The organism is Collinsella sp. CLA-AA-H167 (assembly GCF_040095305.1).
Taxonomy (GTDB): domain Bacteria; phylum Actinomycetota; class Coriobacteriia; order Coriobacteriales; family Coriobacteriaceae; genus Collinsella.
In genome coordinates this window covers 1-20,045 of sequence record NZ_JBBNGA010000001.1, presented here as the reverse complement: position 1 = coordinate 20,045, position 20,045 = coordinate 1, and the positions used below count along the sequence as shown (strand labels likewise).

At 58.6% G+C, this 20,045-nt stretch carries 22 protein-coding genes and 2 tRNA genes; 4 read left to right on the top strand and 20 right to left on the bottom strand.

All coding sequences use genetic code 11. The features are described 5' to 3' along the window. Nucleotides 1-27 precede the first annotated feature (27 nt). Entirely contained in the window at nucleotides 28-408 is a 381-nt protein-coding gene (locus AAAT03_RS00120; protein ID WP_172677978.1) for a transcriptional repressor, read from the top strand. A 76-nt stretch (nucleotides 409-484) separates the two neighbouring features. Here the strand turns inward: AAAT03_RS00120 and AAAT03_RS00115 are convergent, their stop codons facing one another. From AAAT03_RS00115 to AAAT03_RS00105, 3 genes are all read right to left on the bottom strand, one after another. Then, nucleotides 485-1,282, bottom strand: coding sequence for an HAD family hydrolase (locus AAAT03_RS00115; protein ID WP_117757384.1), 798 nt, complete (start codon nucleotides 1,280-1,282; stop codon nucleotides 485-487). Nucleotides 1,283-1,364: 82 nt separating this feature from the next. Next, nucleotides 1,365-1,943 carry a hypothetical protein gene (locus AAAT03_RS00110; RefSeq protein ID WP_349102300.1) on the bottom strand — a complete coding sequence of 193 codons (579 nt, stop codon included), beginning with the start codon at nucleotides 1,941-1,943 and terminating at the stop codon, nucleotides 1,365-1,367. Nucleotides 1,944-1,946: 3 nt separating this feature from the next. Next, nucleotides 1,947-2,375, bottom strand: a complete 429-nt coding sequence (locus AAAT03_RS00105) for a peptidylprolyl isomerase (RefSeq protein ID WP_055286916.1) — start codon at nucleotides 2,373-2,375, stop codon at nucleotides 1,947-1,949. 120 nt (nucleotides 2,376-2,495) lie between these two features. Between AAAT03_RS00105 and AAAT03_RS00100 the strand changes: the two genes are divergently transcribed. Beyond that, nucleotides 2,496-3,509 (top strand): membrane dipeptidase, encoded by a 1,014-nt coding sequence (locus AAAT03_RS00100; protein ID WP_349102299.1) that lies wholly within the window; start codon nucleotides 2,496-2,498, stop codon nucleotides 3,507-3,509. A 74-nt stretch (nucleotides 3,510-3,583) separates the two neighbouring features. Next, nucleotides 3,584-4,360, top strand: a complete 777-nt coding sequence (locus AAAT03_RS00095) for a SprT family zinc-dependent metalloprotease (RefSeq protein WP_349102298.1) — start codon at nucleotides 3,584-3,586, stop codon at nucleotides 4,358-4,360. Nucleotides 4,361-4,366: 6 nt separating this feature from the next. Here the strand turns inward: AAAT03_RS00095 and folB are convergent, their stop codons facing one another. The 4 genes from folB to nrdG all read right to left on the bottom strand — a co-directional run bounded on the left by folB (nucleotide 4,367) and on the right by nrdG (nucleotide 6,685). Beyond that, nucleotides 4,367-4,852, bottom strand: a complete 486-nt coding sequence (gene folB, locus AAAT03_RS00090) for a dihydroneopterin aldolase (RefSeq protein ID WP_349102297.1) — start codon at nucleotides 4,850-4,852, stop codon at nucleotides 4,367-4,369. Between the two features lie 43 nt (nucleotides 4,853-4,895). Continuing rightward, nucleotides 4,896-5,477, bottom strand: a complete 582-nt coding sequence (locus AAAT03_RS00085; protein WP_192934622.1) for an HD domain-containing protein — start codon at nucleotides 5,475-5,477, stop codon at nucleotides 4,896-4,898. A 2-nt stretch (nucleotides 5,478-5,479) separates the two neighbouring features. Further along, the gene (gene folE, locus AAAT03_RS00080) at nucleotides 5,480-6,037 is read right to left on the bottom strand and encodes a GTP cyclohydrolase I FolE (protein WP_022094399.1); all 558 of its coding nucleotides are present in this window, start codon (nucleotides 6,035-6,037) and stop codon (nucleotides 5,480-5,482) included. Nucleotides 6,038-6,103: 66 nt separating this feature from the next. Further along, nucleotides 6,104-6,685, bottom strand: coding sequence for an anaerobic ribonucleoside-triphosphate reductase activating protein (gene nrdG / locus AAAT03_RS00075; protein ID WP_349102296.1), 582 nt, complete (start codon nucleotides 6,683-6,685; stop codon nucleotides 6,104-6,106). Between the two features lie 116 nt (nucleotides 6,686-6,801). Between nrdG and AAAT03_RS00070 the strand changes: the two genes are divergently transcribed. Continuing rightward, nucleotides 6,802-6,975 (top strand): hypothetical protein, encoded by a 174-nt coding sequence (locus AAAT03_RS00070; protein WP_349102295.1) that lies wholly within the window; start codon nucleotides 6,802-6,804, stop codon nucleotides 6,973-6,975. A gap of 136 nt (nucleotides 6,976-7,111) precedes the next feature. On the opposite strand, the gene nrdD is transcribed toward AAAT03_RS00070, so the two are convergent. The 13 genes from nrdD to AAAT03_RS00005 all read right to left on the bottom strand — a co-directional run bounded on the left by nrdD (nucleotide 7,112) and on the right by AAAT03_RS00005 (nucleotide 19,742). Continuing rightward, on the bottom strand, nucleotides 7,112-9,334 hold the full coding sequence (gene nrdD / locus AAAT03_RS00065) for an anaerobic ribonucleoside-triphosphate reductase (protein WP_271743418.1): 2,223 nt from the start codon (nucleotides 9,332-9,334) through the stop codon (nucleotides 7,112-7,114). A gap of 568 nt (nucleotides 9,335-9,902) precedes the next feature. Then, nucleotides 9,903-10,370, bottom strand: a complete 468-nt coding sequence (locus AAAT03_RS00060) for a hypothetical protein (RefSeq protein ID WP_195404218.1) — start codon at nucleotides 10,368-10,370, stop codon at nucleotides 9,903-9,905. A gap of 100 nt (nucleotides 10,371-10,470) precedes the next feature. Next, on the bottom strand, nucleotides 10,471-11,670 hold the full coding sequence (locus AAAT03_RS00055; protein ID WP_195404219.1) for an MFS transporter: 1,200 nt from the start codon (nucleotides 11,668-11,670) through the stop codon (nucleotides 10,471-10,473). A 74-nt stretch (nucleotides 11,671-11,744) separates the two neighbouring features. Further along, the gene (buk, locus tag AAAT03_RS00050; RefSeq protein WP_195404220.1) at nucleotides 11,745-12,857 is read right to left on the bottom strand and encodes a butyrate kinase; all 1,113 of its coding nucleotides are present in this window, start codon (nucleotides 12,855-12,857) and stop codon (nucleotides 11,745-11,747) included. A 3-nt stretch (nucleotides 12,858-12,860) separates the two neighbouring features. Next, on the bottom strand, nucleotides 12,861-13,868 hold the full coding sequence (locus AAAT03_RS00045) for a phosphate acyltransferase (protein ID WP_195404221.1): 1,008 nt from the start codon (nucleotides 13,866-13,868) through the stop codon (nucleotides 12,861-12,863). Between the two features lie 5 nt (nucleotides 13,869-13,873). Next, nucleotides 13,874-14,107 carry an acyl carrier protein gene (locus tag AAAT03_RS00040; RefSeq protein ID WP_117806465.1) on the bottom strand — a complete coding sequence of 78 codons (234 nt, stop codon included), beginning with the start codon at nucleotides 14,105-14,107 and terminating at the stop codon, nucleotides 13,874-13,876. A 117-nt stretch (nucleotides 14,108-14,224) separates the two neighbouring features. After that, complete coding sequence (locus AAAT03_RS00035; protein WP_117583871.1) at nucleotides 14,225-14,647, bottom strand: hypothetical protein; 423 nt, start codon at nucleotides 14,645-14,647, stop codon at nucleotides 14,225-14,227. A gap of 38 nt (nucleotides 14,648-14,685) precedes the next feature. After that, nucleotides 14,686-15,972, bottom strand: a complete 1,287-nt coding sequence (locus AAAT03_RS00030; protein ID WP_271817623.1) for a thiolase family protein — start codon at nucleotides 15,970-15,972, stop codon at nucleotides 14,686-14,688. Between the two features lie 321 nt (nucleotides 15,973-16,293). After that, nucleotides 16,294-16,944, bottom strand: a complete 651-nt coding sequence (locus AAAT03_RS00025) for a TetR-like C-terminal domain-containing protein (RefSeq protein ID WP_349102294.1) — start codon at nucleotides 16,942-16,944, stop codon at nucleotides 16,294-16,296. Beyond that, nucleotides 16,938-17,429: a 4'-phosphopantetheinyl transferase superfamily protein gene (locus AAAT03_RS00020; RefSeq protein WP_349102293.1), complete on the bottom strand. Its 492-nt coding sequence runs from the start codon at nucleotides 17,427-17,429 to the stop codon at nucleotides 16,938-16,940. Before AAAT03_RS00020 ends, AAAT03_RS00025 begins: the two co-directional genes overlap by 7 nt. Before the next feature lie 284 nt (nucleotides 17,430-17,713). Next, nucleotides 17,714-17,788: transfer RNA gene (locus tag AAAT03_RS00015), tRNA-Val, on the bottom strand. A gap of 3 nt (nucleotides 17,789-17,791) precedes the next feature. Next, a tRNA-Gly gene (locus AAAT03_RS00010) sits at nucleotides 17,792-17,867 on the bottom strand. Nucleotides 17,868-18,008: 141 nt separating this feature from the next. Beyond that, nucleotides 18,009-19,742: a glycoside hydrolase family 13 protein gene (locus tag AAAT03_RS00005; RefSeq protein ID WP_349102292.1), complete on the bottom strand. Its 1,734-nt coding sequence runs from the start codon at nucleotides 19,740-19,742 to the stop codon at nucleotides 18,009-18,011. Nucleotides 19,743-20,045: the final 303 nt, after the last annotated feature.

The window sequence follows — 20,045 nt, the reverse complement described above, 5'->3', positions numbered from 1 at the left end:
ACCGTTGATAGAAAAGAGGCGAGGCGCATGGCGGTGCAAAGAAGGAATACCAGGCAGCGAAAGCTGGTTCTTGACGCCGTGCGCCAAAGCTATAACCATCCCACCGCCGACGAAATCTACAACGTCGTGCGCGCGCAGGATGACAAAATCAGCCGCGGTACGGTCTACCGCAATCTCAATCTCTTGGCCGACGCCGGCGAGATCCTCTCCATCAAGACGCCGGGCGGCAGCCGCTTCGATCGCACGATCGAGCCGCATGCGCATATCATCTGCACCTCGTGCAGCCGCGTCATCGACGTGCCACTCCCCTTCGATGCCCAGCTCGACGCCAAGGCATCCGAGCAAATCGGCTGGCACGTCACGTCGCACTACACCATCTTCGAGGGTCTCTGCCCCGACTGCCGGTAAATGTTTGGAACATGCCTTAAATCCACCTTTTCGCACTTTGCAGCAAAAAATAGATTTCTAGGTATGTCCCGAAAACCTACTCGGCGAGCAGACGGCGCAGCTCCTCTTCGACCGTGCGCACGTAGCGGACGTGGTCGTTGATGCCACGCATAGAGGGATTGCAGCTCTCCATTAGATAAGGATGGCCCACTACGTTGAGCATGTCGCGGTCGTTTTCGTTATCGCCAAACGCCATCATCTCATCGGGCGAAATACCCAGGGCACGACCGTAATCGGCAAGCGCGGAGCCCTTGCCCGAACCGAAACCGATAAAGTCCGTCCATTCGGTTCCCGACGTCATCACGTCAACACGGTCGCTAAAGAGGCGCTCGAAATACTCCAGGGCCGCCGGCTGATCCACCTCGGGCATCTGGAAGGCAATCTTAATGACGTCCTCGTCGATGTCCTCGGGACGGCCGACCACCGCCACATCGCAGTGGACCTCATAGCGCAAATGGTCGACGAACGCATCGTTGCCGCTTATGGTGTAGAGGTGCCCCTCGCAGGAAAGGGTAACGTCGGCATGGGGGTAGGCGACCACGGCATTCGCGATATCCATCGCCAGGTCACGCTCCATAGAGCGCTTGACAACGGCACGCCCCTCGCTCATCACCAGGGCTCCGTTTTCGCATACATAGGCGAGCTCATCGGCCACCGGGGCAAACAGGTAGCGCAAGCTCGCATATTGACGGCCGCTCGCCGGCATAAACACGATACCGCGACGATGCAGTTCATCGATGAGTTCAAAGGCCTCGGAACGCGGCTCGCGCTCCCCCGGATGCAGCAACGTGCCGTCCAAATCGCATGCAATCAGCTTGATTCCCTCAAGACCCATATGCTTCCCCAAAGCCTCCTATCAACAGCAAGACGGACCTTGATTGGTCGCCCCTCAAAGCCCGCCTTGCGTATATACGCGCTTAGCCGCGCGTCTTTTTTACGATGGTAAAGTCGGGAGCCATGCTCACGACGGCCTCCGCCGTACTCGATGCAAGGCGCCGGTCCGCATCGAGTTCACGGGTAACCACCGAGAGCTGAACACCCTCGACGCCCCGGAGCATGCGGCCCAAAACAGGCTGCACCGGCGTATACATGCGCACGGTATGCTCGTCCGAATCGCCTCGGAAAAGCGGCGCGTGCATATTGCCGATCTCCCAGCACGCATGCGCGAGCGCAATCGGATCCATGCGGTCGACTTCGACCAAATAAACCTCGGCGCTGCGCAGGCGCACGACAACCGCCACGGGCACCATGCCCGAACAGTCGATGGCGAGCACGTCGCCATCGGCAAGACGACCGCCGTCGGCAGCATCCAGCCGAACATCGATCGTGCGCCCCAGCTCCGTCACGCCCGCAAACGCGCATACATCAGCCCGGTCCCAATCGAACAGTAGCTCGTCAACTTCAAAGACGCCGCCCAACTTCCGGCGAAGCAGGAGTTCATAGGACGGATCGTTGAGATTTCCCAAGCATGTCGTCGAAACCAAGCGTTCAGGCATACTCTAACCCTCGACCTCAACGAGCTCGATATCAAAGTTGAGGTCCTTGCCGGCCAGCTCGTGGTTGGCGTCGAGCGTCACAGCCTCGGGCGTTACGTCGATGACCACGGCGGGAACGGGCATACCGCTCGGCGTGGACAGGAAAAGCTTCATGCCCTTCTCGATCTGCTCGATGTTGGGAACCTGTTCGGCCGGGAAGGTAATAACCATCTCGGGATTGTGCTCGCCGTAGGCATCGGCAGCAGGAATGTGCACGGTCTTCTTCTCGCCCACCTGCATGTCGACAACAGCGGCGTCGAAGCCCTTGATCATCTGACCGGCGCCGCAGGTGAACTCCAGCGGCTCGCCGCGATCGTAGGAGCTATCGAACTGCGTGCCGTCATCGAGCGTGCCGCGATAATGGGTCTTGACCTTCTTGCCCTGGTTGGACATGGTAACCTCCGTGATAAGGGCGGCGCACAACGCGGGCCGCCGTGAACATATGGCGCTAACTATACCCTAGTCATACAATTCAATGACAGTTTGCAAAGAAACGCTGCAACCGGAGGAACCATGGCATATCCCGTATTTGACCTACACTGCGACACTGCCGACCGAATCGGCTGGGCCACGCTCGATCTCGACCTGCGCTTTACCGCCGGCACCGACGGTTATTTCCCCGGCGACGAAACGCATCCGCAAGATTTCGACCTCATCGAGGGTAACGCCTGTGCCATCTCGCTCGCAAAGATCGGCAACACGCCGTGGGCACAGTGCTTCGCCACGTTTGTCCCCGACGAGATTCCCACCGCCCACGCCGCGCGCTTCCAGGCGCAGATCATGGCGCATATGAGCGGCCAGGCAATGCTCAACCACGACCGTATGGTCAACGTGCGCAGCGCCGCAGACATTCGCCCCGCGCTCAAGGACGGCAAGGTCGCTTGCATCCACACCATCGAAAACGCCACGTTCTTTGCCGAGGACCCCGCGCTGATCGAGGTGCTCAAGAGCCTGGGCGTGCTTATGTCGTCACTCAGCTGGAACGCGCAGGGACCGCTCGCGAGCGGCCACGACACCCACACCGGCTTCACCGCCGCCGGCATCGAGGCGCTTACGCAGATGGAGCACGCCGGCATGGTGCTCGACGTCTCCCACCTCAACGATGAGTGCTTTGACGAGGTCGCCGCCCGCGCCACGCGTCCCTTCGTCGCCAGCCACTCCAACTCCCGTGCGGTTTGCGGCGCCAAACGCAACCTTACCGACGACCAGTTCCGCACCATTCGCGACATGGGTGGCATCGTCGGCCTCAACTACTGCAGCGAGTTCCTTTCCAACGACGCAACCAAAAAGACCGCCGCAGACGTCACCTTCGACCAGCTGGCGGCGCATATCGAGCACTGGCTCGACCTGGGCGGCGAGGACGTCATCGCGCTCGGCGGCGACTGGGACGGCGCCACGGTGCCCGCTTTCCTCTCCGATGCCAGCAAGATGCCCGAGTTCCAGAACATGCTTTCCAAGCATTTTGGCAAGACCGTGATGCAAAAGCTCTGCAGCGACAACGCGCTTGCCTTCTTCGAGCGTTATTAATATCACATCCCTTGAGCGGGCCGGCATGCCGAACGGTCGACATGCCGGCCCGTCCCCGATCTGAAGGACCGCTTTTGACGCAGCAGTTTACGATTTCCGCATCCCGACCGGATGGGACGACCATCCCCGTCGTCGTTACCAAAAAGCGCGTCAAGAACTTCAACCTACGCGTCACATCGAGCGGCGAGGTCCACGCCAGCGCACCGATCGGCGCCAGCCGCGAGCGTATCGAAGCGTTTGTGAAGCGCAACAGCGCCTGGATTATCAGCCGACTTGCCCAGCGCGAGCAACGTCAGGCGACGGCACGAGAGCCGCTCAGCCCCTCGTCCATCATTGCACTTTGGGGCAAGCCCATCACGGTACAGGATGCACTCGATCACAACTTTGCATCACCCGCACCGCGACCCAAACAGGCCACCTTCGCAAGTTTTATGGGTACCGATGAATCGGACGAAGGCCCGCAGGCCAAGCGGCACGCAATCCTCGACGGCCTAACGTCCGACGAGCTCCAAGCCCACATCGACCAGCTCTACGCGTCCGAGGTCACCGCAGCGCTACGCGACATCGTGCACGCGTACGAAATCGCAATGGGCGTCACCGTGGCCCGCGTCTCCGTGCGCAGCATGAAAACGCGTTGGGGCTCCTGCACACCCAAAACCGGCGCCATTCGCATCGCGCGCGAGCTCGCCGCCTACCCCGTCGAATGCCTCGACATGGTTGTCGCCCACGAGCTCGTCCATCTGCTCGAGCCGAGCCACAATCAGCGCTTTCACGCCCTGCTCGACACGTACTGTCCCAACAATAGAACACTGTCTCAGCGGCTCAAGCAGCCACCCCTCAACAAGCTCTAGCGTCGACTAGCGCACGCGCTCGATCTCGACGCCGCAGCTTGCCAGGGGCAGGCCAACAGGAGCCCACGGCTTATCGAGCTTTATGCGCACACCAAGCAGCAGGGGGTAACGACGCAGCAGCATCTGGGCCACACCCTCGGCTGCCGCCTCGATGAGTTTAAACGTATGCTCGCGCAGATAGCCATCAACATCGTGGCACACCGAGCCGTAGTCAATCGAGGCGTCCAGGTTATCGTGCTCCCCCGCTGCACGCAGGTCGGCATAGAGCACCAAGGACACGATGAACTTCTGACCCAGCGCGTTCTCCTCGGGATACACGCCATGGTTGGCAAAAACCTCTAGGCCGTCAATGACAATACGATCGGCATGGCGCAGATCGTCATAGTTCACGTGAGGCACCGCCGTCGCAGTAGAAATTTCACCCCTACCACGACGGGCGAGCTCAGCACCCTCAGTCTTGGTTGCATTCTCGGGCAGTTTCTTGTTACTCATCGCGATCGTCTCCTTCGTTTAGAACCCCGACCGCGCAAATTAACTACACGCGAATCGACAGGTTCTTTTTATCATCGCTCCAGTTGCAAGCATTGCGCGCGGGGCATGCAAAGCAGGCGCGCGACGCTTTGTCGGCTGCATAGAGCAGACGCTCAAGCGGTTGGCTGTTCACGCGCAGCTTTCGATGACCCAGAATGGCCGTCTTAATGGCTGCGGCATCGGCCGACTCAAACGCCACGTCATCGGGCATGCCGGCGAGTATTGCATCAGCGACGCGCTCGCTTGCAACATCATGGGATATACCCGATTCGTACTGTTCATCTTTGCCGATATCGTGAAGAAGTGCCGTGGCGTAAATGACCTCGCGGTCAAATTCGAGCTGCTCCTCGAGATTCTTGATCCACATAATGCGAGCGACATCGAGCAGATGGTCAATACCGTGGCGGCAGAAGATGCGCCCCGATTCCAACTGTGCAATGTTGCCCAGGTGCCGCCGGAACAGCCCGTTGGCACAAATGTAATCAATGCGAGGCATGGCGCCAAAGGGGGCCAGGCCCGAAGCCATAAAGCCGCGACGCGACGTCCCCTCATCGGTCTTCGATGTAAAGTCGTTGACGACTCTCATGGTTAGCGGCCCAACATCCTAAAGAAACGCTCCTCGAGCGCGGGATCGGTCTCAAAGACGCCGCGGCGAGCGAGCGTCACGGTCTTGGTGCCGGGCTTTTGCACGCCACGCATCGTCATGCACATATGCTCGGCCTCCATCAACACAATCGCTCCCTGGGGAGCGAGATAATCCATGAGGGCATCGGCAACCTGTGCACACAGTTGCTCCTGCAGCTGCAGACGGCGGGCATAAACCTCAACCGTGCGGGCAAGCTTGGAGAGTCCAGCCACGCGACCGTTAGGGATATAGCCGATGGCAGCTTTGCCGTAAAACGGCAGCAGATGATGCTCGCACAGCGAGTAAAACGTGATATCGCGCTCGATAACCAAATCGTTCGAAGCGACGGCAAAGGTTTTGGACAGGTGTTCCTCGGCACTCTGGTCCATACCGCCGGCAATCTCACCATACATACGGGCAACGCGCGCCGGGGTCTCCAGCAGGCCCTCACGAGTTGGGTCCTCGCCTATGCCCTCAAGCAACAGCTTAATGGCGGCCTCGACTTTTTCCTGATCGACCATCTGGGCCTCACTTTTCCGATTTCACGTTCGCTCTATGGTACCACGCCCTCCGGCATCGACCACAAGCTACATAGTATGGGTCGAATAGACCGGATCATCACGCCAAAGTTCAACCGCATCACAAAGCGCAATGCCCTCGCGCTCAGCACGGGCGCGCGTAGCGTTCATATCGATCACGCGCTGGTTGCTCGAGCCCCTAAAGCGCAGCGTGATATCGTACAGGTCCTGAACAAACGGGCCGTCCACCAACATGTCGAGGCAGGCAAGGATGCGGTCCGTCACCTCGGTATGATGACGACCGCCCGGCATAAGCTCCTCGAGTACGTCGCCAGTAAAGCACCAAATAGTCTTCCCCGACCCCACTGGATAGGCCGCGCGAACACGCTCGACAAAATCAACGAGCCCCGCCTGATTCTCGGGCTCCATGGGCTCCCCGCCCAGAATCGTCAGGCCATCAATAAAGGGATGGTCGAGGCTCTCGATAATCTTGTCCTCGACGGTGCGATCAAACGGCTCGCCCGCAGCAAAGTCCCACGCGACAGAGTTAAAGCAGTTCTTGCACCCACGACGGCACCCACTCACAAACAGAGAAGTACGAACGCCTTCTCCATCAGCAATGTCGAAATACTTAATGTTCGCGTAGTTCATAGGTAACTCTCCCGGGAGGCCGGGACATATCATCCCGTCCTCAAACATTCTCGGCCTTCGGCCTGCGAAACTGCGGGCGGGACGATATGTCCCGGCCTCATGCAAAGGGTAACTCAATGAGCGAAGCAAACATCGAGTATAGGGTTCGAGGTCTAATAAAAACTGGGTTGCGGCTCAACCGCCATCGCAAGCAAAGCGTTGTTGCAAGTCAACTCATTTCCGCTAAGAACTTCGAGGAGCGAGCAGGCTGCGTGCTGCATCTCAGCTACATCAACTTGGCCGCCCCGTAGCGAGGCCCCGGACCTTTGCTCGATATGAGTTCCGCACGAACAGGAGGCGCCAGTGGCGCCTCCGTCGTGAGCCAGGACTGTCCGAAATATCGAGCAAAGGTCCGGGGCCTCGCTACGGGGCAGCCTGGGATGGTTATTAGAGATGCAGCACGCGGTCGCGGATCTCCTCGGTTCGACCCTGGTTCCAGAACTGGGTACCGATGTAGCCGCACGTACGACGAGCGACGTTCATCTTCTCCTGGTCTCGGTTGCCGCAGCTGGGGCACTCCCACACCAGCTTGCCATCGTCCTCAACAATCTTGATCTCGCCATCGTAGCCGCACACCTGGCAGTAGTCGCTCTTGGTGTTGAGCTCGGCGTACATGATGTTGTCGTAGATGTACTGCATCACGCGAATGACAGCCTTGAGGTTGTCCTGCATGTTGGGGACCTCAACGTAGGAGATAGCACCGCCCGGCGAAAGCTGCTGAAACATGCCCTCAAACTTAAGCTTGTCGAAAGCATCAATCTCCTCGGACACGTGGACGTGATAGCTGTTGGTAATGTAGCCCTTGTCCGTCACACCCGGAATAATGCCAAAACGACGCTGCAGGCACTTGGCGAACTTGTAGGTCGTCGACTCAAGCGGGGTGCCATACAGCGAGAAGTCGATATCGCTTTCGGCCTTCCACTCGGCGCACTTGTCGTTCATGCGCTGCATGACGGCCATGGCAAACGGCGTGCCCTCCTTCTCGGTGTGGCTGTGACCCGTCATATACTTGACGCATTCATACAGGCCGGCATACCCCAGGCTGATGGTGGAGTATCCGCCCACGAGCAGCTTATCGATCGTCTCGCCCTTCTTCAGACGCGCTAGGGCGCCGTACTGCCACAAAATCGGTGCAGCGTCAGAAAGCGTACCCATCAGGCGCTCATGACGGCACAGCAGGGCGCGGTGGCACAGCTCAAGGCGCTCGTCGAAGATCTTCCAGAACTTGTCCATGTCCTGATGCGAGCTCAGCGCGACATCGGGCAGGTTGATGGTCACAACACCCTGGTTAAAGCGGCCATAGTACTTAGGTTTGGTCGGGTCATAGTTCAGCGCGTTGGCGACATTGTTAAAGCCGTTGCCCGAGCGGTCGGGCGTCAGGAAACTACGACAACCCATGCAGGTGTAGCAATCGCCGTTGCCGGCGGTCTCGCCCTTCGACAGCTTGAGCTCGCGCATCTTCTTCTCGGAGATGTAGTCGGGCACCATGCGCTTGGCGGTGCACTTGGCAGCAAGCTGGGTCAGGTAGAAGTACGGGGAATTCTCGTGAACGTTATCGTCCTCGAGTACATAGATAAGCTTGGGGAATGCCGGGGTAATCCACACACCGGCTTCGTTCTTAACGCCCTCATAGCGTTGACGAAGCGTCTCCTCCACGATCATGGCAAGGTCGTGCTTCTCCTGGGGCGTACGGGCCTCATTGAGATACATAAAGACCGTCACGAACGGCGCCTGGCCATTGGTGGTCATAAGGGTCACGACCTGATACTGAATCGTCTGGACGCCGCGACGGATCTCATCGCGCAGGCGATCCTCAACGACCTCGCGCACCTTCTCGGCAGACGCCGAGACACAGAGCTCCTCAAGCTCGCGAGCGACCTCGCCGCGAATCTTTTGACGGCTCACCTCAACGAACGGGGCGAGATGGGTCAGCGAAATAGACTGGCCGCCGTACTGGGAGGAAGCAACCTGGGCGATGATCTGCGTCGCGATGTTGCAAGCGGTCGAGAAGCTATGCGGCTTCTCGATCAGCGTGCCCGAGATAACGGTGCCGTTCTGGAGCATATCCTCCAGGTTCACCAGGTCGCAGTTATGCATGTGCTGGGCAAAGTAGTCGGAATCGTGGAAGTGGATCAGGCCCTCGTTGTGGGCATCCACGATCTCCTGGGGCAGCAGCACGCGCTGAGTCAGGTCCTTGGAAATCTCGCCGGCCATGTAGTCGCGCTGAACGGAGTTGACGGTCGGGTTCTTGTTAGAGTTCTCCTGCTTGACCTCTTCGTTATTGCACTCGATCAACGACAGGATCTTGTCATCGGTCGTGTTCTTCTGGCGCTTCAGGCTCTGAACATAGCGATAGATGATGTAGTGGCGGGCGACCTCGTAGCAGTCGAGACGCATGATCTCGTCCTCGACCAAATCCTGGATCTCCTCGACCGAAACGGTGTGGCCCGCGTTCTCGCATGCCTCGGCGACGTTTTGCGCCGCATAAACCACCTGGCGGTCGGTTAGACGAGAGCTCTCCTCGACCTCCAAGTTTGCGGCGCGAATCGCATTGACGATCTTATCGATGTCAAAGACAACCTCGGTGCCGCTGCGCTTGATGATCTTCATCCTCTTGCCTCTTTCGCGTCGTAGTCTCATTGCGCTTCAGAGCCAAACGATGCCCGGCAGGGCTTGCCCCTGTCTTGCGGCGCCGTCGCGCAATCTGTGTTCTCGATAAACCATAGGTCCTCATGCGGACAATCCTCGCGGCCGATCAAGCGGCTCAAAGATCTATCCAAATGGGGCAAATAAGGTCCTCGTTCTCTGTCCGCCATCTATCATACGACAAAGAGGCATCTATATCCTGTATTCTTTTTTTAGTTCAAACACAACATATAGTGTTTCAGCAGGTCAAAGCAATTGGTCATTTTGCAGACGCATTAATTATGAGGGGTTCTTGGCAAGTCGGTAAAACGTTACCAACACGGCTACCTGCATGGCAGTTATAAAACCCCCTTAGTCAAGCCGCTGACAAATCCTACCAAAACCAAGCCGCTCACGCCAAAAGAATCCAAAAGATTATGCTTGACCAACATGTTGCGGTCGAATGCCGGCGGACGGAGCGACAGGACTGTAAACGCTCGGAAGACTACAGCCCCGGCGCCCCGTCCGCCGGCATTCGATAGGCGAGGATCTATTACTTCTCTTCGCGAACTATCGTGCGGCCGAGAGCCGCTGTAAAGGGATCGAGCAGCACGCCGGCGATAACCACAAAGGCCCATCCCTTTGTGACGAGGCCGGCCCAACGCGCGAAGAATGTACGGCCTTCAATCGTTCCGAATCCTCCTTGGAAGGCAATCTCGCCAAAACCGATCACCATAAAAAGGAGCGTGGCACCGATGACCGTACCGGCGATCTTGTGTGATGCACTCCCCTGCTCAAAACCAAAAAAGTCCAGGCACATACCAACCGTTTTGCCAAACAGCGGGAGTGCGCTCAGAACCTCGGCGATCACCGTGGCCACGATGAGTTGTCCCCAAAAGCCCGTGGGGCCCGTCAGATCCAAGCCAGGCGCCCCTTCAATGATGGGGAGAAACGCGCAGAGCAATAGCGGGTTAAAGAAGCCGTTGAGAATACCGATAACGCGCCTGACAGGTAACTTCATAGCCGTAAGCCTTTCAAAGTCATTGATAGAAAGAGGGCCGCCGGCATATGTCGGCGGCCCCGATAAAACATGATGTACGGCAAAGCAACTACTCGAGCGGCTACTCCGCCTCGCCGCCGGCTGCCATCTTCTCGGCCTCGGCAAGCTGGGCCGGGGTGAGCTTGCGATACTTAATGGCGCCAAAGACGACACAAGCCGCACAGACGATCATGCCGGCGATGAACTTCTGGTCAATCGTTGCACCAAACGGCGACGTCACGGCCTCAAACACAATGGGAGACAATGCCATGCCAAAGTTGATACCTGCCATGCCAATGGCGAGGTTAAACGCACGTCCCTCGGGGGCAGAGTTGCCGGCAGCAAAATTGCCCTCCAGCGGCACGTAGGTCTCCTTGCCCAGCGCAACGACAAAGCCCGCAACGCACAGCACCATAAAGGCGGGCGCAACCAGCGTCAGGCCCAGGCCAACGAGCGTCACGCCCCACGCGATCGGCATAGCCAGGTTCTTGAACTTGGCAAACAGCGGACCGACCAAAAGACCAGCCGCAATACCGGCAACGGTCATAACGGTAGAGGCAAGACCGGCCTCCACGGTACCGCCAAAGCCGCGACCTACAACAAGCAGCGAAACGTTGGAGCTGAAGAGCTGGAACGTAAGTACGAACACAAAGCTCATGAGCGTGATAATCGCGACCTCTTTAGGCATATTGGCAAACACGTTGACCTTGCGCTTGGGCTCAAGATGACCCTCAGGAAGGCAAACAGCCTCGATTACGATGAAAATGATCATGATGAAGTACGCCGCATAGCTGTGGAACCACTCGGCAGAACCCAAGATGCCGGAAACCATCGTCCAGATAATGCCGCCCAGTGCAACAAAAGTGGAGTAGATGCCCATGACAAACGAGCGCTGCTTTCCGCCAAAGTAATCCGCGATAAGAGCGTCCGTTGAATTCTGCACGGCGCCGAGACCAAGGCCCATGACAGCAGAAGCCGCTAAGACTTGGCCGAGCGAGTCGTGGAACACCAGCACCGAGGCGCCTGCCAGCATCACGATAATGTGACCGACGAGCGTCGTCTTCTTCTTGGACACGCGAGAGGCAAGCTGTGAAGAGACGAGCATGGCGGACAACGCCATCATCAACGGGATGATGCCGATAATCATCTGAACGGCAGCGATGTTCTCGTTGGGAAACGCGGCCGCAACAGAGGCCACGATGGGAACGGGCACGAGCATGCCCATGATGCACATGGCGGCTGCGTAAATGCCCACCAGGTACTTGATCTTGGTTTTATCCATGATCCATCCTTACACTTAAAGAAAAGGGTCGGAGCGGCCAGGCATCACCAGCGGCCGCCCCAAACACAGCACTATCAGTCGTTGAATCCGGTGAACACGGGCTCTCCGCTGTACACGAGCGCTTCCTCGACACCATCGAGCACGCGGCAGGCGCCAGACGCCATCGCCTCGAGCTCAAACTCGCCGGGATAAGCCGACACGGGGGCGATCCAAGAGCAGCATTCCTCAATCGAGGCAACGAGCTCCTTGCTGTGGACCATGCCGCCTCCGAGCAAGATGCCGTCGACGTCGCCCTTCAGCACACAGGCCATCTCGCCAATCCACTTGCAGATTTGGTAAACCATCGCATCCCAGGCGCGAGCCGCGGCCTCATCGCCCGCGGCGGCGCGCTCGCACACCTCGATGGCATCGGACGTACCCAAAAGGTCAACGAAGCCACCGGTCTTCATGCAATGGGCGCGGGCAACGTCGAGACCATGCTCCGCCGTATACTTCGCGACCTCGATTGCGGGGACCGAGCCACAGCGCGTCGGCGCCATGGGGCCCTCGCCGCCGACGATGTCGTTGCCGTCGACCATCTTGCCCTTAAGGTGAGCAGAAATCGAAATGCCACCGCCGATATGACAGACAATAAAGTTGCACTCGTCATATGCACGACCGAGCTTTGCCGCGTGGCGAATGGCAGTCTCTTTGAGATTAAGGGCGTGCAGGTGCACGTTTCGATACACGCCCTTAATGCCCGTCATACGTGCGAGGTCGCACAGCTCGTCGGTATCGGGAGGATTCACCACAAAAGAGGGCTTTCCCGTCTTTGAGGCGAACTCATGGGCAATCTGGGGGCCAAGCTGCGCCGGGTGCTGAATGCCGTTCGCACCGATGCGGGCATGCTCGAGCATGACCTCGTTGATGGCATACGTGCCGCCGGGCAACGAAAGCAAGCCGCCGCCGCGACCGACAAATGCATCAAAGTCCTCGAGCTTCAGGCCCGCCTCCCCCAGTGCTCCAAGAATCAGATCGCAGCGATACGGCATCTGAGCCGAAACCCCATCGAACTGGGCGAGGTCCTTCGCATCGTGCGCAACGTTCTTGCTGAGCTTGCACTCATCACCCTCAAAAACGCCCACTTTCGTGGAAGTGGAGCCCGGGTTGATTACCAGGATGCGCCAGGGAGTCTTTTTATCGGACATATCTTAAGCCTCCTTAAGCGCCTGGGCGCGCACGCAGCTCATCACCACGTTGCCGACGATCTCGTCGACGGGCGCAGAGCGCGAGCAATCGCACACGATCTTCTTGAAGCCCTGAAGCATGGGGCCGTAAGCATTGGCGCCGGTCAGGTTCTGGATGATCTTGACGCCGATATTGCCCACGTTGATATCGGGCCAGATGACCACGTTGGCCTGTCCCGCAACAGCGGACTCACGACGTACCTTCTTGGCCGCAACCTTGGGGTTAATCGCCGAATCAAACTGGAACTCGCCGTCGATGGCAAGGTCGGGACGGCGATCGTTGGCAATCTCGCGAGCGCGGCGTACTTTGTCGACGAGCTCGTTATCCATCGAGCCGTCAGTCGAATGCGAAAGCAGCGCGCAACGGATATCCCATCCGGTCAGCGAGCGCACCGTTTCGCTCGACGAAATCGCGATCGAGGCAAGTTCCTCGCTCGTAGGGTCGACGCAAACGGCGGAATCGCCAAAAGCCAAAAGGCCACCTTCGCCGCCGTTCCAGTTGGGAATGTCGGCGATACCGCACGAGCTCACGGTGTCCACCCCGTCGGCAAGGCCGACGATGGTCTGACCCGCCAGGATAATATCGCCCGTGGCGTTATCAATGCCGGCGAACATTACGTCGACATCGCCGAGCACCTGCAAAATCAGGGCGCGCTCAAGCGGACGCGTCATACGGCGCGCGGCGCCCTTGGGCTTAAACTTGCAATCCGGATGCGAAAGATAGCGCTCGCAGCAAGCGGTGTTCGCCTCCTCGTCGGTCACATCGACAATCTCGATGCCGTCAAGGGAGATGTCGCGCTCATCGGCAAGCTCCTTGAGCTTACCGCCGTCGCCGACCAGCACACATTCGGCAAGATGCTCGGCGGCGATCTTTGCGACCGCCTGCATCATGGTCTCGTTTTCGCCCTCGGGAAAAGCAACGCGCATAGGCTTGGCGGCAGCCTGCTCGCGCAGGGTCTGCATCAGGTCCATGGCAGCTACTCCATCTCTTCGGCAGTGCGCTCGATAAGCTCGCGGATGGTCTTCATGACCATGACCTCGCGAACGGGGACCTCGGCATCGAGCTCGTTCTCGATCATGGAGGTCAGGGCGATCATCTTCATCGAGCCCTTGCCCAGGGTCTCAAACGTCGTCTCGGGGGTCACATCGCCATCGTAGTTGTAAGCGGACTTGGCAAAATCGCAGATCTGCTGAGTGAGTTCTTCGTTCATGATGGTGCCTTTCTAAGATAAAAAGAGGGGTAGCCACGGCGGGCTGGAGACATGGGTCCCGCCGTGGCCTAAGAGAGGAAGCGAATTGTTATAGGGGTGAAAGCCTAGTGTGAAAGCCTAGTCGTCAAGCTCGAACGTGAGCTCTTTGTAGCCCGGTCGGTCGATGACCTTGGCATGGACGCCCACGGTCTCGCCCGCCATGAGCTTGGCGCGGATCTCGGGGGCCTTCTTCTTGGTAATGCCATAGATGACGTAGGTGTACTGAGAGCCTTCGTCGATATCGACGGCGCCGTAGGCGTACTTGCCATACTCCTTGAGGTAGGGCTTGTCGTTCTGCGGACCAGGCAGGGTAAAATCGATCAGATGGCCGTGACCGGAAACCTGGACCCAATCGGTCTTGTGGTAGCCGCAGGCATTGCAGGCAAGGTGGGGCGGAAACTCGACGGCTCCGCACTCGGGGCACTGACGTGCCCAATAGATGCCCTCTTCAAGACCCGTGTAGAACTTCTTGACCACGGGCTCCATATCTTTGAGTTGCATGAGAATACTCCTTATGGGAAATCGAAAACCGCGGTCGCTTAGGCGACGGTACGAAGAATCTGGCAGCGCACATTCTGAGAACCGCCAAAACCGCGCAGGAAGGCCGTCTCGGGAACCTTCTTCATCTGGGTGGCACCGGCGACGCCGCGCATCTGCTTGACGGCCTCGACGATATCGGCGATGCCGGATGCGCCATGAGCGTGACCGAAGTTGCAACGGCCACCGTGCGGGTTGATGGGCTTATCACCGTCAAAAGCGGTGCGGCCATCGATCGCGTACTTCCAAGCCTCGCCGCGCGGAATATAGCCGCACTCCTCAGCCGAGACAATCTCGGAAGCCAGGAAGAAGTCGTTGCACATAAACAGGTCAATCTCGTCGGAGCTCACGCCGGTAAGGTCATAGACCTGCTTGGCGGCAAGCTCGGTAGCCCAGTGCTCGTTGTGGAGCAGACCGGCCTCGACAGCAGAGGCGCCCGTACCCAGCACCTCGATAGGCGCATACGGCACGCCCATGGCCTTGGCCTTCTCCGTGGGCATCACGACAACAGCGGCGGCACCGTCGCACTTCTTCTCAAAGCCGGTAACGCGCAGGTACTGCGTAACGCGCGGGTTGTACATGCTCTTGAGATACTCGTCGGCGGTATCGAACCCAGCTGCCTTCGCATCCTCCTCGACCGTGGTCTCGTACCAGGCAAGGGGATTCAGGACGGCACCGCGGCGAAGGCTCTTGGTAAGGCCGTTCAGGGCGTCATCGATCTGATCGGCAGTAAGGTCGTACTGCATCGAATACTCGTTGATCCAGTTGTCGAACGACACGCCAAAGGCACCATCGAGTGGGCGACCATACGCGCGGTCATAGATCTTATCGAGCGAGGGAATCATGACGTCGAGCGTAAAGTCCTGGCGAATATGCGAGGGCATGTGCTCAACGGGAAGGGTCGAAGCCAAATCGCAGGCACCCGTAAGGACGACATCGTAGGCACCGGAGGCGACTGCCATCACGGCCTGCTCAAGGGCGACGTAGCCCGTGCAGCAAGCCTCGGAATGATGGACGGAACCCTTGGCGCGAACGCCAAACCAATCGGCAACCTGCATGTTGGGGGTAATGCAATCGCCAACAAGATACGGATTGGCGCTGCCGTGGTAGAAAAAGTCGATATCGCGGGGCTCAAGACCGGCATCGGCAATTGCCTCGAGGGCAGCATAGCCAAACGCCTCGCCCTCGCCAATGCCCTGGGTCTCGGGATGCTCCTCAAAATCCTTGAACGGGGTGCAGCCTACGCCTACAATCGAGACGCTGCGCATGTTCTTTCCGAGCGTAACCACTGAATATCACATCCTAATCATGTGAGGGTGTACGGAGTGATGGCGCAGTCCGGCCGCGAGCGAAGGTGAGAGAGCGCTCGCGGCTTTTCTGTGCCGTCACACGTTGAACTACTGCAGTGGTTCTTTTGAACGTAGCTTTAGTTTATGAGGGGCAAGACAGGACGTATGGGACAAAAAGGCCCTATGTGTCCCATCATTTGAGACCCATAGGGCAAAAGCGTTCCAAATAGCAGGTAAATGGTCTTATCAATAATGCAAGGATTCGGCAAATCATTATGACACCGCCATGAATCTAACCATTTACCCGTAAATAGCGACCGTTCATCCGAGCGTATTATCGAAATCAGGGATCCGCGGATGCCAATGGCGCGATGCATCGTCGACAAAGAGCGGTGCGTAGAACATGCGATTGAGCGCGGCGGCAACGGTTCGTGCCTCAAGGTCAGGCCGGACTTCGAGCCAATACTGGATGAGGTTATGGTGGCCCGCAAGCGCAAAAGCAAGATACAGATCGAGGTCCGTCTCATCCGAAAACGTCGACCGCAAACGATCGCGAAAATAGTCATGCATGAAGATCGTTGCCTTGTGTGCAAACACGGGATCACCGTTATCGCTGTTAAGCGCCAGGACTTTCGAGCGATTGGCCTTGAGGATTTCCATGCGCTTGATCATCGTGGGCGTGGGATCAAGCTGCGCATCACCAAAACGAGCCTCAAGGGCAACGTCGTTAATGTCTTGCATGTTCTGGAGCAGCTCATCTTCAAAGCGCTTGACCACATCATCGACAGAGCGGTAGCAACGATAGAAGGTTGATTTTGATGTATGGGCAAGACGGAGTACGTCGGTGACCTTAATCGATTGCACAGGCGTTGTCGCCATAAGTTCAAAGACGGCGCCTTCGATCCGCGAAGCAATATCGTTTTTAGCGTTCAGTGACATAGAAGGCCTCCCCTGTTGGCGATTGGCTACCATGCTACCCGAAAGGCATGCTCCTCAATGGCGATATGGGGCATAGAACGCGCTGCACAAGAGATGACACACTGGCCAAACACCACCGAGGAAGTAAACCATCCGCTCGGCAACCCGTCTTTGCGGGGATCGATTGAAAAGCCGGACCCCTCCGCCTTCAGGACGGCTTCGATACGCGTCCAAACCCGACACAGCCGAAAGGCGCGTTCCTGCGAATCTGCCGCAGCGTCAATCCACGCCCGTTCCCTTGAGCTCGCCATACGCTCAACCGCAATAGGTACAATCTCATCGACCGCCTCGATATCCACGCCAATAGGTCCTCCGACCGACCGAGCAACATCGGAAACAGCGAGGACGGCCACGCTTCCGCCATGTGAAATGGAAATAGAGGGGGCCTCCCCATCCGCAAGCTCGATCTTGCCGAAAGCAGAACGCGCAAGCTGGGTGTCGTCGAAGACACCCAGGGCGTCGCGAAGCAGCAGACCCACGCCCGCAGCTTCCCTCCGAGACGCAATGGGGAGATCTCCATTGGAGGCACGCGAGGCATAACGTCCCGCGATTGATGCCATATCAACGGTCTCGCCGGGATCGATCGCAGAAACGTCAACGAGATGCACGGTTATGTTCAAAATGGTCAACCCCCACTCGATTGAGATGACAAGGCTAAACTGACGTTCAGAACCGCTCTTTCATGAAGCGAGGTACCTTTTGCCGGCGATTTGGCGACCAAAACAAAACAGCTCAGAGGCTAAGCCTCTGAGCTGCGAACATTTGGTGGGCGTTAGAAGATTTGAACTTCTGACCTCTTCCGTGTCAGGGAAGCGCTCTCCCCCTGAGCTAAACGCCCAAATGGAGCGGACAACGGGGCTCGAACCCGCGACCCCAACCTTGGCAAGGTTGTGCTCTACCAACTGAGCCATGTCCGCCTGCGAGGATTTAATATACGGGATAATCCACCCAAATGCAAGAACTTTTTTTGAAAAGTTTTGCGACGCCCTCGCGAACCTCGCGAAGACATCAGCCACCACGGAAAGCGCAGGCAAACGCAAACTCGCCGCAAGAGGCCCCTACAACTCAGCGAGCATGATCCAGGCAGAACTGTCCTGCGCGAGCCTGCCGTCTGCAAGCGGTGATGAGGTGAGCAGGACCCTGCCCGCCGGCAGCTCCACGGGTGCTGCACCGAAGTTCGTCACACACGCCCAGCCGTTGTCGCGGCGATAGGCGATGACGCCGCCCTCAGCGCCCTCGGCACCATCCGCAAGGCCGGTGCGCCCGTCAAGATCGAGCCACGCGAGATCGTTGGCGCACCCGCGCAGCTTGCGCCGCAGCCAGAGGGCGTCACGATAGAGCGCAAGCATCGATGTCGGGTCCGCTTCTTCCCTATCGGCAGCGTAATCGGAAAACCATGCAGGCTGCGGCAGATGGGGCGCCGCATCGGCGTCCGCCGGTGAAAACCCAAACGATCCGCCCTGCGCGGGATCGTCCGCCGCCACCCACGGCAGGGGCACACGGCAGCCGTCGCGCCCCTTCTCGCGCTTCGGTCCGTGCGTATTGGTCGCAGTAGGATCTTCGAGTGCAGCCCACGGAATGTCAGCCACCTCAAAAAGGCCGAGCTCCTCACCCTGATACACGTATGCCGAGCCCGGAAGCGCCAGCTCGAGCAAAAGGGCCGCCCGCGCGCGGCGCTCGCCGAGTTCACGGTCCTCGTCATAAGACGACCCGTCGCGTAAGAGCCAGTCGAGCGCAATCTGATGGTAGCGCGTCGCCTTGATTTGCGGCAGGGCATAGCGTGTCGCCACGCGCGGCACGTCGTGGTTGGAGAGTACCCAGGTCGAGGCGGAATCGGATTCGATGGCCGCCTTCAAGCCCTTCTCGATTGCAGCGTGCATGTCATCATAGGTCCAAGTGGCCTTGGCGAACTCAAAGTTGAATGTCTGGCCAAGCTCGCTGGGGCGTGCGTAGAGATACTGGCGCTCGGGCAGAACCCACGCCTCGGCAACGGCGCTGCGCGGCGGATCATAACGGTCGAACACGCGGCGCCACTCGCGATAGATCTCATGGACCTCGTTGCGGTCCCACAGCGGATGGGTGCCGTCGTCAACCATGTCATCGCCCTCGGCGAGATGCCACCGGTCGAGGTCATCGCGGTCGAGATCCTTGGCGAGACCGTGCGCCACATCAATGCGAAAGCCATCGACGCCACGATCGCTCCAAAACGCCAGGACGTCGCAAAAGAACGCGTGAACCTCGGGACATGACCAGTCAAAGTCCGGTTGCTCGGGCGTAAACATGTGCAGATACCACTGGCCGTCCGCGACGCGCGTCCAGGCGGGGCCGCCAAAGTTGGCATTCCAATTGGTGGGAGGCAGCTCGCCATGCTCGCCGCGACCATCGCGGAAGATATAACGGGCGCGCTCGGGCGATCCGGGGCCGGCGGCAAGAGCGGCTTTGAACCAAGGGTGCTGGTTGGATGAATGGTTAGGCACGATGTCGACGATGACCTTGATGCCGTGCGCATGAGCCGCGGCGATCATGTCATCGAAGTCGTCAAGCGAGCCGAGACGTGGGTCGACATCGCAGTAGTCCGCCACATCATAGCCGCCATCGACAAGAGGCGATGGGTAAAACGGGCTCAGCCAGATGGCCTCGATACCCAGCTGCTCAAGATAGTCCATCTGCTGGGTAATGCCCGCGATATCGCCCAGACCCGAACCAGTCGAATCCTTAAACGAGCGCGGGTAGATCTGATAGATCGCGGCGTCGGACATCCATGAGCGCGAAGAAGACTTTTCTGTAGCCATGGGGCGTATCTCCCTTGCAACGAGGTTATGCGAGATGCCCACGATGATACGCCCAAAGCGGACATTCGCGGCAAACGTCACAGCCACGCCCCAAACGCTCGCTCCCTCACGGGCTCGAGCCTCCTGGGGCGAATCAATCGATTAGTGAAAAGAACGGAAGACCCACTTCCCCGGCCACGACAGACACTATGACCCAATCCAGGGGCACGGAAACGACAGGAGCCCCCGCTCGTGACCGCGGGTCGGGGCTGCGACAATGTTGTTGAAGTGCCAGAGGCGCAGCCGCGCCGCAACGAGGTTGGG

What these genes read in the sequence shown, in the direction of transcription:
- AAAT03_RS00120 (WP_172677978.1), top strand. Translation starts at nt 28, where the DNA reads ATGGCGGTGCAAAGAAGGAATACCAGGCAGCGAAAGCTGGTTCTTGAC.
- AAAT03_RS00115 (WP_117757384.1), bottom strand. Translation starts at nt 1,282, where the DNA reads ATGGGTCTTGAGGGAATCAAGCTGATTGCATGCGATTTGGACGGCACG.
- AAAT03_RS00110 (WP_349102300.1), bottom strand. Translation starts at nt 1,943, where the DNA reads ATGCCTGAACGCTTGGTTTCGACGACATGCTTGGGAAATCTCAACGAT.
- AAAT03_RS00105 (WP_055286916.1), bottom strand. Translation starts at nt 2,375, where the DNA reads ATGTCCAACCAGGGCAAGAAGGTCAAGACCCATTATCGCGGCACGCTC.
- AAAT03_RS00100 (WP_349102299.1), top strand. Translation starts at nt 2,496, where the DNA reads ATGGCATATCCCGTATTTGACCTACACTGCGACACTGCCGACCGAATC.
- folB (WP_349102297.1), bottom strand. Translation starts at nt 4,852, where the DNA reads ATGAGTAACAAGAAACTGCCCGAGAATGCAACCAAGACTGAGGGTGCT.
- AAAT03_RS00085 (WP_192934622.1), bottom strand. Translation starts at nt 5,477, where the DNA reads ATGAGAGTCGTCAACGACTTTACATCGAAGACCGATGAGGGGACGTCG.
- folE (WP_022094399.1), bottom strand. Translation starts at nt 6,037, where the DNA reads ATGGTCGATCAGGAAAAAGTCGAGGCCGCCATTAAGCTGTTGCTTGAG.
- nrdG (WP_349102296.1), bottom strand. Translation starts at nt 6,685, where the DNA reads ATGAACTACGCGAACATTAAGTATTTCGACATTGCTGATGGAGAAGGC.
- AAAT03_RS00070 (WP_349102295.1), top strand. Translation starts at nt 6,802, where the DNA reads ATGAGCGAAGCAAACATCGAGTATAGGGTTCGAGGTCTAATAAAAACT.
- nrdD (WP_271743418.1), bottom strand. Translation starts at nt 9,334, where the DNA reads ATGAAGATCATCAAGCGCAGCGGCACCGAGGTTGTCTTTGACATCGAT.
- AAAT03_RS00060 (WP_195404218.1), bottom strand. Translation starts at nt 10,370, where the DNA reads ATGAAGTTACCTGTCAGGCGCGTTATCGGTATTCTCAACGGCTTCTTT.
- AAAT03_RS00055 (WP_195404219.1), bottom strand. Translation starts at nt 11,670, where the DNA reads ATGGATAAAACCAAGATCAAGTACCTGGTGGGCATTTACGCAGCCGCC.
- buk (WP_195404220.1), bottom strand. Translation starts at nt 12,857, where the DNA reads ATGTCCGATAAAAAGACTCCCTGGCGCATCCTGGTAATCAACCCGGGC.
- AAAT03_RS00045 (WP_195404221.1), bottom strand. Translation starts at nt 13,868, where the DNA reads ATGGACCTGATGCAGACCCTGCGCGAGCAGGCTGCCGCCAAGCCTATG.
- AAAT03_RS00040 (WP_117806465.1), bottom strand. Translation starts at nt 14,107, where the DNA reads ATGAACGAAGAACTCACTCAGCAGATCTGCGATTTTGCCAAGTCCGCT.
- AAAT03_RS00035 (WP_117583871.1), bottom strand. Translation starts at nt 14,647, where the DNA reads ATGCAACTCAAAGATATGGAGCCCGTGGTCAAGAAGTTCTACACGGGT.
- AAAT03_RS00025 (WP_349102294.1), bottom strand. Translation starts at nt 16,944, where the DNA reads ATGGTAGCCAATCGCCAACAGGGGAGGCCTTCTATGTCACTGAACGCT.
- AAAT03_RS00005 (WP_349102292.1), bottom strand. Translation starts at nt 19,742, where the DNA reads ATGGCTACAGAAAAGTCTTCTTCGCGCTCATGGATGTCCGACGCCGCG.